We start from the raw sequence: 11,347 nt of genomic DNA, 5'->3' as shown, positions 1-11,347 counted from the left end.
TTCTCCGAATTGGCTGGGGGAGCCTCCATCATCTTCCACTTCGGACCGGCGCATTGTTCTGAGCCGCCTTCCTTGGTGTCGACGCTGGGTGGGAGGCGCTCATTCCATTGGCTGCGGCGCTGTACGCCCCGTCCGACGGGCTCCGCAGCCGCATCTGAAGGTTGCGCGCAGGGCACGCACGAGCGCAGGCACATGCCTTGCTGCCGCATGGTCAACGAGTTACTGATAACGAGGAACTGCCGCGTTTGTGGCGGGCAGCCTCGCATTCGAACGAAGGAGAGAACGCATGGCAAACAGCCTCGACGGTCTGAAAGTAGCGGTACTGGCAGTGGATGGTTTCGAACAGGCAGAACTGGTCGAGCCGAAACGCGCGCTCGCCGAAGCCGGCGCGACGGTGCATGTGATTTCGGAGAAGCCCGGCAAGATCCAGGGCTTCAAACATGTGGACAAAGGCGACACGGTCGACGTGGATGCAACGTTCGACAAGGCCACCGCCGACGACTACGACGCGGTCGTCTTGCCGGGCGGCGTGGTCAATGGCGACGCGATCCGTCTGCTGCCGCAGGCGCAGGCGTTCGTCAAGGCAGCCGACGGCGCGAAAAAGCCGATCGCGGTGATCTGCCACGGCGGGTGGCTGCCCGTGTCCGCGGGGATCATCAAGGGACGCACGCTGACGAGCTGGCCGAGTCTGCAGGACGACATCCGCAATGCGGGCGGCACGTGGGTCGACCGGGAGGTGGTCGAAGACAACAACCTGATTTCGAGCCGCAAGCCCGACGACATTCCCGCATTCAACAAGGCGCTGATCGGGCAACTGTCGAAACGCAAGGCGGCATGACGAGCGCCGCGCGTTTGGACGCAAGCGCGAAGGCAGCCGCACGAGAAGCGCCGGTGGCTCCGTAAGCAAGGGAGAAAACGCATGAAACTACGGTATTCCCTACAAGTGATGACTGTCGCGCTAGGTCTTGGCGTGGCGTCGGCCGGCGCGGTCCATGCGCAGGCAAGCGACGCCCCGGCGAGCGATGCGCCCGCAGGGGGCACGCAACTCTCGCCCGCGGACCAACAGTTCATTCAGGACGCCTCGCAATCCGACGCCACCGAAATCGCAGCGAGCAAGATCGCGCTGAAGAACTCGCGCGATCCGCGTGTGAAAAAGTTCGCACAGCAAATGATCGCCGACCACACGAAGCTCTCGCGCAGCATGGCCGCGCTCACGGCGAAGAAGCGTCTGCCGGCGGCGCCGGCTGCCGATTCGGCGCTCGTCGGCAAGCTGCAAACGCTGAAGGGCCAGCAGTTCGACGAGGCGTACGTCGAGCAGGTCGGCGTCGAGGCGCATCAGCGGGCGGTGGATCTGTTCCAGCAGCAGAGCCAGAGCGGCACCGATCCGCAACTGAAGGCCGCTGCGGCGCGTGCGCTGCCGATCATCCGGCATCATCTCGAGATGGCGAAGCAGCTTGCCGGCACCATGAAGGGCTCTTCATCATGAACGCAATCCTGCCGCGGCCTGCCTATGAGGACTCTCTTATGCAGATCACTTTTCCCGACGACAAGCCGACCTTCGACGGCGCGAACCTGACGGTTCGCTTCCTGGCGCGCGTGGACGGCGAACCGGTTGTCTGCGCGATTACCGTCGAGGCGCTCGAAGATCACTTCGGCGCCGAATCGCCGCTCGAAAGCGCGTTGATGGAGGCCTTCGACAAAGGCCGCAACCGGATCCGTTCGGTATGCGCCGAGGCGCTCGACCAGAACAACGGCGAGGGCGTAATCTTGCATAGTGGACTGTTCAGAGTGGAGGGCATGGAACCCGATCGCGGCACCGCTGCCTAGCGCCGCCGCTCCTCGCCACGAGGCGCACCGCAGTTCGCGAGCGTCGTCTGTAAAAACGCTATCACGATGCAAGGAGGCCTTATGTCACTCATCGTCGCAGCACGCTTTACGACTTTCCCCGCCGCCGAGGAAGCGGCACAAAAGCTCTTTAACGCAGGCTTCGTCGAAGAAGACGTTACGCTTTTCTTCGTCAATCCGCGCGGCCAGCATGCACGGTTTCCGATCGGCGGCGACACCAGCACCGACGCCGGCTCGAAAGGCGCCCCGAAAGGCGCGGGCCTCGGCGTGACGATCGGCGCGGTGGTGGGCGCGATCGTCGGCGTCGGCATCTTCGCGGCGTTCTCGGCGCCGCTGCTCGTCTCGGTGATTGCGGCGGGCGTCGGCGCGTATATCGGCTCGCTCGCGGGCGCAATGTGGCGTACGCGAGAGAGCCCAGAGGCGGGCCATCGCACGCCGTTTCACGAAGAGACGCGCGATTCCGGCGTGCTGGTCGCGGTGCACGTCTCTCCGGACAATCAACTGGAGGCGGCGCGTGTGCTGCGGGAGGCGGGCGGCGTGTCCATTGAACGGGCGACTGGCCGCTGGCAGCAGGGCCGCTGGGCGGACTTCGATCCGCTGAAACAGCCCGTGCCGCTGAACGAATACAGCGAAAAGCGCGCCTGATTCGCGAGCCGACGTGTCTGAAAGCAACAAGGGCCCGACGTTTGTCGGGCCCTTCTTTTGTGCACGCGGGAAACGTGGAAACGGCCGTGCGGCTCGCTGTCTGGATACCCTTGCGCTTACACCCAGACTTGTGTGGTGACTCGTTTGGGCAACGGCAGCGGCACATGCTCTGCAGGACGCTGGTCGCGCGCTGCTTCGCATGCGGCCGGAACGATGCCGTTGCGAGACGGCTCGCATGACGAAGGCGCCGCGTCGATGCTGTGCGGCGTGCTTGTCGCGACGCCGTGATCGGGCTGCACGTGCTCGCGAATCTGTACAACGGCCGCCGACGTAACTATCGCGACGGCGACCAGAAACTCTGCGCCGGTGGTGTTCATGATGGTGTTCTCCCTGTCGTTGTTGCTGCCCGTTCTTTTCAATTCGTCGGTACGTCGTGCGGTTTTCGCGTAATGCGCTGCATGACGTCGCGCGGGGCAAGCGGAAGGAGCAACGGTTATGCCACCCTCCGTCGCCTTGTCCGGCGGGCGGGCGCGCGGCTTCCGGCGCGTCGCGCCGCGCAACATTTACGTTGACTCGCAACAATGCGCAGGCCCGGTCAGCGGCCCGCAGGCGCGCCCCCGACGCCACGCTCCAGGCACGCGCCATGCGTGAGTGGGGCGAACCCCGTTGCTCATGCAGTTCATGACACAGCAGACGGCACGCGCATCGCACGATGCGCGCAGGCCGGCGACGGATTCCGCGATTAACGAAACTCTGGAGGTATTGAATGGCTACGAACGTTGTTTCCGTGCTGAACGATCTCGTCGAAACGTCGAAGGATGGAGAGAAGGGCTTTCGCAAGGCAGCCGAAGACGCGCACGACGCCCAGTTGAAAACGCTCTTCCTCACTCGCGCCGATGACTGCGCGCGCGGCGCACGCGAACTGCAGGACATCGTTCAGCGACTCGGCGGCAAGCCGGAATCGGGCGGCAGCGTGAGCGGTGCGCTGCATCGCGGCTGGGTCGATGTGAAGTCGGCGGTGACGGACCGCTCCGACCATCAGATCCTCGTCGAGGTGGAGAAGGGCGAGGACGTCGCAAAGAAGAACTATCGCGATGCGCTGGATAAGGAACTGCCTGCCGACGTGCGCGCGATCGTCGAGCGCCAGTATCAGGGCGTGCTGCAAAACCACGACCGTGTGCGCGATCTGCGCGACCAGTATGCTGCGAAGAGCTGACGCCCGGCTCGCGGCGGTGTGAATGCAAAAAAGCCGTCCGCGAGGACGGCTTTTTTGCTGGCAGCGAGCTGACTTATTCCGCCGCGATTTTCAGGCGGTTCTTCACGCTCGCTACGCCCTTCACGCCGCGCACGACTTCCTGGGCGGCGGCTTTGTCGTCGGCGGAAGGCACCGTGCCCGTGAGCCACACGACGCCCTTGCGGGTCTTCACGTGGATATGCGTGGACTTCACGTTCTTCGCGCCGAGCAGTTCTGCCTTGACCTTCGTGGTGATGGTGCCGTCGTCGAGGTGCTGGCCGAGGCTTTCCGACGCAGCCGGCGGCGCCGAGGCGGCGGTTTGCGCAGTCGCGTTCAGTGCGAATGCAAGACAGGCGATGCTGCCTGCGGTCTTCAACAACTGGATGGTCTTCATGGTTTCTCCTTCGGGTGTTGATGAAAGTTGCGGTCTTGTTGCCTGCGGTCGATCGCGGTGAAAGCCGCCGATGACTCGCGTGGGATCGTTGCCGCTACGGTTCCGTCAGGGCCCGTTATCGACACCGGCCGGGTCTTCGCAGTCTTTGCGCGGTTTGCGCGGGATGCGAAGGACACGCGTCCGTCCACAAACTCGCGAGTCGCAAAGTGCGTGCCTGCCCCGCTGCCTGATTGAATGCGGCTGCGCGTCGGGCCGCGCGGCAACGCTTCTTTCGACTGATGAATGAGCGAGCCGCGCGTCACGCGTGAGGCCCAAGCGGGGGCAAGCGGCGCAAAGCCCGGCAGAGCGAGCCCGGAATTTGCCGCCTCCCTTGTAAAAAGGGCGCCGCGAAAGGCCCGAAAAGGCCAGAAAAGGCCGCAAATTGCCCGCAATTCGCGAGCCCAAAAAAACAAAGACTAGAAAAAACAGCGTGTTGCGAGAGCTGGTACGGCAGTTGCTCCGTTGAGTGTGCTCTCTACCTCAGCTTTTAATGGACCTCAACACGATGCCTTCAATTGAACTTCGCACAAGGCAGTCTCTTGCACTTACGCCGCGTCTGCAGCAGTCGGTGCGTCTGTTGCAGCTATCGTCTCTCGAGTTCCAGCAGGAATTGCGGACCGCGCTCGACACCAATCCGTTCCTCGAATACGACTCGTCGGACACGGAAGACGTCGCGCTCGCCACCCCCACGCCGGGCGACGAGGCCGGCGCGCTGCCGGCCACCGATGCAGTCGCCGCAGCCGAACCCGATGCGCTGCCCGCCGAGGCAGTGACGAGCGAAACGCTCGACAGCGGCGGCCCGGACGATATGCCGGGCGACTTTTCCGGCGACTACAGCAGCCGCAGTTCCGCGCGGCAGAACGGCGACTCCGACGGCAGCGATCCCGCCGAATGGGCGCGTTCGCAGCCCACTTTGCGAGAGCAGTTGCATGACGCACTGCGTCTCTACCGGCTTGACGACCGCGATCGCGCCGTGGCGCGCTTCATCATCGAGGCGCTCGACGACGACGGTTATCTGCGCCAGAACCTCGCCGATCTTGCGGATAGCGTCGATCTCGAACCCGAGTTGACGGAAGAAGAACTGCTCGTCGCGCTGCGTCTCGTGCAGTCGCTCGACCGTCCCGGTCTCGGCGCGCGTTCGCTGTCGGAATGCCTGCTGCTGCAGGTCAATGCGTTGCCCGCCGAGACGCCCGGGCGCGACGTCGCGCGGCAGATCGTCGAGCACCATCTGGAGCGGCTCGCGCGTCGCGAGCAGGCCGAATTGCAGAAGCAGATCGGCTGCAGCGCGGAAGAGTTGCGCGTGGCCTGTGCGCTCGTGCGCAAGCTCGATCCGAAGCCGGGCAACTGCTATGGACGCACGGAAGACAACTATGTGGTGCCGGACGTGATCGTGCGTCAGGTGCGCAACAAGTGGGTGGTCACGATCAACCCGGCGGTGCAGCCGCGCGCGCGCATTCACCGCATGTATGCCGAGCTGTTTGCGCAGTCCGCGGGCGCGAGCCGTTCGCCGCTCGCCCAGCAGCTTCAGGAAGCACGCTGGTTGATCAGGAATGCACAGCAACGCTTCGATACGATCCAACGTGTGGCTGAGTGCATCGTCGCGCATCAGAAGGCGTTCTTCCAGTATGGGGAAATCGCGCTGAAGCCAATGGTGCTGCGCGATGTCGCCGATGAACTCGGCCTGCACGAATCGACGATTTCGCGCGCCACGGGCAACAAGTACATGGCGACGCCGCGCGGCATTTTCGAGTTCAAGCATTTCTTCCCGCGCGAACTCGGCACGGAAAGCGGCGGCACCTGTTCCGCCGCGGCCGTCCGCGCGCTGCTCAAGGAAATGATCGCCGCGGAAAATACGCGCGATCCGCTTTCCGACGTGACGCTCGCGAAAATGCTTGCCGATCAGGGCGTGCTCGTCGCGCGCCGCACGGTCGCGAAGTACCGTCATCTGATGAAGGTGCCGCCGGCCGAGTTGCGCCGCCAGGTGTGAACCTGCCGGGCCCCGCGATGCAGGGGCTCGCCTGAAGCTCACGCGCCACGCGAGGCTGTCCGCCCGCGTGGCGCTTTTTCGTATCTGGACGTTTCGCGCACGCCCCATTACATTGGCGGGTTCCATTGCAATGAGCGAGCGGGGTGAGCGCGATGAAGTATTCGAGTCGGGTCGAGGGCCTGCAGGGCAGGCGCACGTCGGCGTGGGAGATCCATCGCGTTGCGCAGCAGGCTGCCGCCAGGGGCGAGGACGTGATCGTGCTGAGCGTGGGCGATCCCGACTTCGCAACGCCTGCGCCGATTGTCGAGCGCGCCATCGAGGCGCTGCGCGGCGGCGACACACACTACAGCGCGGTGTCCGGCCGCGACCCGTTGCGCGCGGCGATTGCCGCCGAACACGCGCGCATGAGCGGTTGCGCGGTCACGGCGGCAAACGTGATCCTCACGGCGGGCGCGCAAAACGGCGTGTTTGCCACCTCGCTGTGTCTGCTCGAAGCAGGCGATGAAGTCATCGTTCCCGAGCCGATGTACCTGACCTACGAAGCCTGCGTGCGCGCGGCAGGCGCGACGCTCGTGCCGGTGCCGGTCGACCCCGCGCGCGCCTTCCACTTGGATTGCGATGCGCTGGAACAAGCCATCACGCCGCGCACGAAGGCCATTTTCTTCGCCACGCCGTGCAACCCGACAGGGGCGGTGATGCCGCGCGCGGACCTGGAGCGGATCGCGCGGCTCGCGTGCCAGCACGATCTGTGGGTGCTCTCCGACGAAGTCTATGCCGACCTCACGTTCGAGCGCGAACATGTGAGCATCATGTCGCTGCCCGGCATGGCCGAGCGTACGGTCACGCTCGGCAGTCTGTCGAAATCGCACGCCATGGCCGGGTGGCGCGTGGGCTGGGCAATCGGCCCGACGCAACTGATCGAGCACATGGGCCGCCTCGCGCTCGCCATGCTCTACGGCTTGCCGGGTTTCATCCAGCAGGCCGCGCTGACGGCGCTCGCGGACAAGGCGCGCATCGTCGCTGACATGCGCGAAATTTACCGGCGCCGCCGCGACGTCGTGTTCGAACATCTGAGCCGTATTCCGCGCTTGCGCTGTCTGCTTCCCGAGGCCGGCATGTTCATGATGGTCGACGTGAGCGGCACCGGCCTCGATACCATGGACTTCACATGGCGGCTGTTTCGCGCGCAAGGCGTGTCGGTGCTCGATGCGAGCGCTTTTGGCGAGACCGCGAACGGCTTCGTGCGCCTCGGCTTCGTGGTCGACGAAGCGCGTCTTGCCGACGCTTGCAAGCGGATCGCCGCGTTTGTCGCGACGGTATAATTCATGCGCGATGCGCAAGCGCTCCGCGCTCGCCGATCCACCGCGCCACCGCCCTGAACCATCCGGCTTTGTCAGCCGCAGCCTATGCACTTTCGCCCGATCCAGTCCTTCACGCGCAAACGGCTCTCCGACGTCGTCGCCGATCAGATCAAGCAGTTGATCTCGGACGGCACGCTTATGCCCGGCGACCGCCTGCCGGCTGAACGCGATCTGGCTACGCAGCTTGCGGTGTCGCGGCCTTCGTTGCGCGAGGCGCTGATCCGGCTCGAGTCGGATGGTTATATCGCCACGTCGGGGCGCGGCGGCTTTACGGTGGTCGACCTCACGGCGCCGATCATTTCGCGGCCGCTCGCCGAACTGCTTTTGCAGAATCCGCGTACCAGTGCGGATATTCTGGAGCTGCGCCAGGGCCTTGAAGCGATTTCCACCGTGTATGCCGCCGAGCGCGCCACCGCCGCCGATCTTCGCAAGATCAAGGCGGCGTTCGAGGCGTTGAAGGCGGCCTCGCAGGCGCAGGACCGCATGAATCTCGCGGAGCTGGATGCGGCGTTTCACCTTGCTATTGCCGACTCCACGCATAACATCGCGCTCGCGCATGTGATGCACGGCATTCACACGCTGATTCGCGAAGGTATGCGGCAATACCATCGACTCATCGATTACGACGAAGCGATGGAAAAGCAGCTGATGAGCCAGCACCAGGCGATCTACGACGCCGTCATGGCGCGCGACGCGCAAAAGGCGCGCAAGTCGGCAGAGCGGCACCTCGCCTTCGTGCGAGAGATCTATCAGGAAGACGCGGCGAAGCTATAGGCTTCTCGCGGGCGGCTTCCGCTCCGGCTTGACTCCTCGTTGGGGACGCGATGGGCGGCGTAGGTCGCCCGGCCGCTGCACGCCGGTTTCCAGTGCCGATTGACATGCAACGGCGACTTCTTTATATTTTTGGTCAGACCAAGCTGACCAGCATGGCCAAATCGCATGGCGGACATTCCTTGTCGCCATGCTCTTCCAGTGAACTCATGAAAGTCGCCCTCTTTGTTCCGTGTTTTATCGACGCGTTCTATCCCGAGGTCGGCATCGCGACCCTCGAATTGCTCGAACGCTTCGGCATCGAGGTCGACTACCCGCAGGAGCAGACCTGTTGCGGCCAGCCGATGGCCAACAGCGGCGAGCATGCGGAGGCGGCCGGCGCCGAGCGCGTCTTTGCGCGCAACTTCGCCGGCTACGACTACATCGTCGGGCCATCGGCAAGCTGCATTCACCACGTGCGTGAACATCTCACCGCCATCGAGCAGACGGACGAAGTCCGGAAGGTGCGCGCAAGCGCGTATGAACTGGTTGAATTTCTGCACGACGTGGTGGGCGCGCGCGAGTTTCCGTGGGCCGAGTTTCCCTATCGCGTCGGCCTGCACAACAGTTGCAGCGCGTTGCGGCACCTGAAGGAAGCGTCGATATCGGAAGTCGCGGGGCAGCCGTTTTCCAAACCGCGCACCTTGCTCGCGGGCGTGAAGGGCATCGAGTTTGTCACGCCCTTGCGGCCGGACGAATGCTGCGGCTTCGGCGGGACTTTCTCGGTGACGGAAGAGCCGGTCTCCGTGCGCATGGGGCAGGACAAGGTGCGCGATCATCTGAATGCAGGTGCGCAATACATCATTTCGGGCGACATGTCGTGCCTGATGCATCAGCAGGGCTGCGCGGAACGCATGAAGGCGGACGCGCGCTTCATCCACATTACGCAAGTGCTGAACGGAGCGCGCGCATGAGCCGCATCGACCACGCGAGAGCAGCCGGCGAATTCATCAGGAAGACGGAGCACGTCGCGTTTCACGACAGACGCCTGTGGGATTTGCGTGAGAAGCGCGATGCGCAGACGCACGGCATTGCTGAATGGGAGACGCTGCGCGAACTGGCCTCCGGTATCAAGGAACATACGCTGTCGCACTTGTCCGCCTACCTCGAACAGTTCGCCGCGGCGGCGGAGGCGAACGGCGTGGTGGTGCATTGGGCGTCGACAGCGGAAGAACACAACGCGCTCGTGCACCAGATCATGTCCGAGCGCGGCATGACTACCCTCGTCAAAAGCAAGTCGATGCTGACCGACGAATGCCGGATGCGCGAATACCTCGAACCGCGCGGCATCACGGTAATGGAGACGGATCTCGGCGAACGCATCCAGCAGCTCGATCATCAGGACCCGAGTCATATGGTCGTGCCCGCGGTGCACAAGCTGCGCGCCGATGTCGCGCAGCTGTTCGGCCGGACCATCGGCACGGATCCGCAAAACAGCGATATTCACTACCTCGCCGAAAGCCAGCGCATGAATACGCGGCCTTATTTCGTGCGCGAGAAAACGGCGGGGATGACGGGCTGCAATTTCGCGGTGGCTGAAACGGGCACGGTCGTCGTGTGCACGAACGAAGGCAACGCCGATCTATCGGCGAACGTGCCGCCGTTGCATATCGCGTCGATCGGTATCGAGAAGATCATTCCGAAGGTCGCGGATCTCGGCGTGTTCATCCGCATGTTGTCGCGCAGCGCGCTCGGCTCGCCGATCACGCAATACACGTCGCACTTTCGCGCGCCGCGTCCGGGCGCGGAGATGCATTTCATCCTTGTCGATCACGGTCGCTCCGAACGGCTCGCGATGGAGGACTTCTGGTACTCGCTCAAATGCATCCGCTGCGGCGCGTGCATGAATACGTGCCCGGTTTATCGGCGCAGCGGCGGCTTGTCGTATGGCGGTACGTACTCCGGGCCGATCGGTGCGATCATCAACCCGACGTTCGATCTCAAGCGCTACAGCGCGTTGCCGTTTGCGTCGACGCTCAACGGCAGTTGCACGAATGTGTGTCCGGTGAAGATCAACATTCACGAGCAGATCTACAAATGGCGCACGGTGATCGCCGAGCGGCATGAGGTGCCGTTCGTGAAGCAGGAAGTGTTGAAGATGGCGGGGCGCCTGCTGGCGAGCCCGACGCTTTACCGCGCGACCGTCGCGTCGATGGGCGGCGCATTGCGGCGCTTGCCGAATTTCGTGCTGTATAACCCGCTGAATATCTGGGGCAGGCAGCGTGAGTTGCCCGAGGCGCCGAAGCAGACCTTCCACGCCTGGTACAAGAAAAATCGCGGAGGTGGCAATGGCAACGCGTGAGGCCTTTCTCGCGAAGGTGCGGCAGGCGCAACCGGCCGCCCGGCCGCGGCCCGACGTGCCGCTCTTTGCCGCGACGGGCGGCGCGGGCGGTGATTTGCGCGCGCGCTTCACGGCTGCATTGCAAGTCATGGGCGGCACGTGCGTCGAAGTGCAGGCGGCGTCCGAGGTCGCGAGCCTGATCCGCGAACGCTTTGGCGCAGCGGTGTCCGTTGCATCGGCGACGGCCGAAGTGCCCGGCACTCGCGAGCTGACGGCGAGCACCGAACCCGCGTCGCTGCAGGACGTCGACGTCGGCGTGGTGCGCGCGCGTTTCGGGGTCGCGGAGACCGGTTCGGTGTGGTTCAGCGAACGCGAATACGTGGTCAACGCGCTCGGCTATATCGTGCAGCATCTGGTGGTGCTGCTCGATCCGGCCCAACTGCTGGACGGCTTGCAGGACGTCTACCGGCGCGATGACTTCCGCGACGCGCGTTACGCGGCGCTCGTCACCGGGCCTTCCGCGACCGCGGACATAGAAGGCGTGCTGATTCGCGGCGCGCAAGGTGTGCGTTCGCTGACGGTGGTGTGGCTGCCGGACAACCTGTAGCGCTCGCGGAGTTTGCTATCATCACTGTATAAACATATGGGCTATCCATTTAGCTCCACTTGCGCCATGATCGGGTAGTGAGCGAACTCAAGCATACCCCGACTGCCGGTGAAGATTTCCCTCGAACATGGAGCCAGTTTCTGG

Annotated in this window: 13 protein-coding genes; 11 read left to right on the top strand and 2 right to left on the bottom strand. The window is 64.1% G+C overall.

What is annotated here, in order from left to right; translation table 11 throughout:
- The first annotated feature begins 286 nt into the window (after window positions 1-286).
- From HV711_RS32235 to HV711_RS32220, 4 genes are all read left to right on the top strand, one after another.
- Entirely contained in the window at window positions 287-838 is a 552-nt protein-coding gene (locus HV711_RS32235; protein WP_014971852.1) for a type 1 glutamine amidotransferase domain-containing protein, read from the top strand.
- An 81-nt stretch (window positions 839-919) separates the two neighbouring features.
- On the top strand, window positions 920-1,486 hold the full coding sequence (locus HV711_RS32230) for a DUF4142 domain-containing protein (RefSeq protein ID WP_013590263.1): 567 nt from the start codon (window positions 920-922) through the stop codon (window positions 1,484-1,486).
- Window positions 1,483-1,827: a DUF1488 family protein gene (locus tag HV711_RS32225; protein WP_013590262.1), complete on the top strand. Its 345-nt coding sequence runs from the start codon at window positions 1,483-1,485 to the stop codon at window positions 1,825-1,827. The genes HV711_RS32230 and HV711_RS32225 overlap by 4 nt, the downstream gene beginning before the upstream one ends.
- A gap of 81 nt (window positions 1,828-1,908) precedes the next feature.
- Window positions 1,909-2,490, top strand: coding sequence for a membrane protein (locus tag HV711_RS32220; RefSeq protein ID WP_013590261.1), 582 nt, complete (start codon window positions 1,909-1,911; stop codon window positions 2,488-2,490).
- A gap of 116 nt (window positions 2,491-2,606) precedes the next feature.
- On the opposite strand, the gene HV711_RS32215 is transcribed toward HV711_RS32220, so the two are convergent.
- Complete coding sequence (locus HV711_RS32215; protein ID WP_028359853.1) at window positions 2,607-2,867, bottom strand: hypothetical protein; 261 nt, start codon at window positions 2,865-2,867, stop codon at window positions 2,607-2,609.
- 389 nt (window positions 2,868-3,256) lie between these two features.
- On the opposite strand from HV711_RS32215, the gene HV711_RS32210 reads away from it, so the two are divergent.
- Window positions 3,257-3,706 carry a PA2169 family four-helix-bundle protein gene (locus tag HV711_RS32210; protein WP_013590259.1) on the top strand — a complete coding sequence of 150 codons (450 nt, stop codon included), beginning with the start codon at window positions 3,257-3,259 and terminating at the stop codon, window positions 3,704-3,706.
- A gap of 73 nt (window positions 3,707-3,779) precedes the next feature.
- Here the strand turns inward: HV711_RS32210 and HV711_RS32205 are convergent, their stop codons facing one another.
- Window positions 3,780-4,118 carry a BON domain-containing protein gene (locus HV711_RS32205; protein WP_013590258.1) on the bottom strand — a complete coding sequence of 113 codons (339 nt, stop codon included), beginning with the start codon at window positions 4,116-4,118 and terminating at the stop codon, window positions 3,780-3,782.
- Window positions 4,119-4,662: 544 nt separating this feature from the next.
- Here HV711_RS32205 and HV711_RS32200 point away from each other — a divergent pair.
- The 6 genes from HV711_RS32200 to HV711_RS32175 all read left to right on the top strand — a co-directional run bounded on the left by HV711_RS32200 (window position 4,663) and on the right by HV711_RS32175 (window position 11,203).
- On the top strand, window positions 4,663-6,144 hold the full coding sequence (locus HV711_RS32200; RefSeq protein WP_013590257.1) for an RNA polymerase factor sigma-54: 1,482 nt from the start codon (window positions 4,663-4,665) through the stop codon (window positions 6,142-6,144).
- Between the two features lie 152 nt (window positions 6,145-6,296).
- Complete coding sequence (locus HV711_RS32195) at window positions 6,297-7,466, top strand: pyridoxal phosphate-dependent aminotransferase (RefSeq protein WP_035483625.1); 1,170 nt, start codon at window positions 6,297-6,299, stop codon at window positions 7,464-7,466.
- Between the two features lie 84 nt (window positions 7,467-7,550).
- Complete coding sequence (locus tag HV711_RS32190; protein ID WP_014971847.1) at window positions 7,551-8,279, top strand: FadR/GntR family transcriptional regulator; 729 nt, start codon at window positions 7,551-7,553, stop codon at window positions 8,277-8,279.
- Window positions 8,280-8,485: 206 nt separating this feature from the next.
- Entirely contained in the window at window positions 8,486-9,229 is a 744-nt protein-coding gene (locus tag HV711_RS32185; RefSeq protein WP_035483619.1) for a (Fe-S)-binding protein, read from the top strand.
- Window positions 9,226-10,617 carry a lactate utilization protein B gene (locus tag HV711_RS32180; protein ID WP_035483622.1) on the top strand — a complete coding sequence of 464 codons (1,392 nt, stop codon included), beginning with the start codon at window positions 9,226-9,228 and terminating at the stop codon, window positions 10,615-10,617. The genes HV711_RS32185 and HV711_RS32180 overlap by 4 nt, the downstream gene beginning before the upstream one ends.
- A complete protein-coding gene (locus tag HV711_RS32175; RefSeq protein WP_013590252.1) occupies window positions 10,604-11,203 on the top strand; it encodes a LutC/YkgG family protein in 600 nt (199 codons plus the stop codon). Before HV711_RS32180 ends, HV711_RS32175 begins: the two co-directional genes overlap by 14 nt.
- Window positions 11,204-11,347 lie beyond the last annotated feature (144 nt).

Source organism: Paraburkholderia phenoliruptrix, assembly GCF_902859825.1.
GTDB lineage: Bacteria > Pseudomonadota > Gammaproteobacteria > Burkholderiales > Burkholderiaceae > Paraburkholderia > Paraburkholderia phenoliruptrix.
Note: the sequence above shows the minus strand (reverse complement) of the source record. Positions and strands in the feature narration are given on the sequence as shown.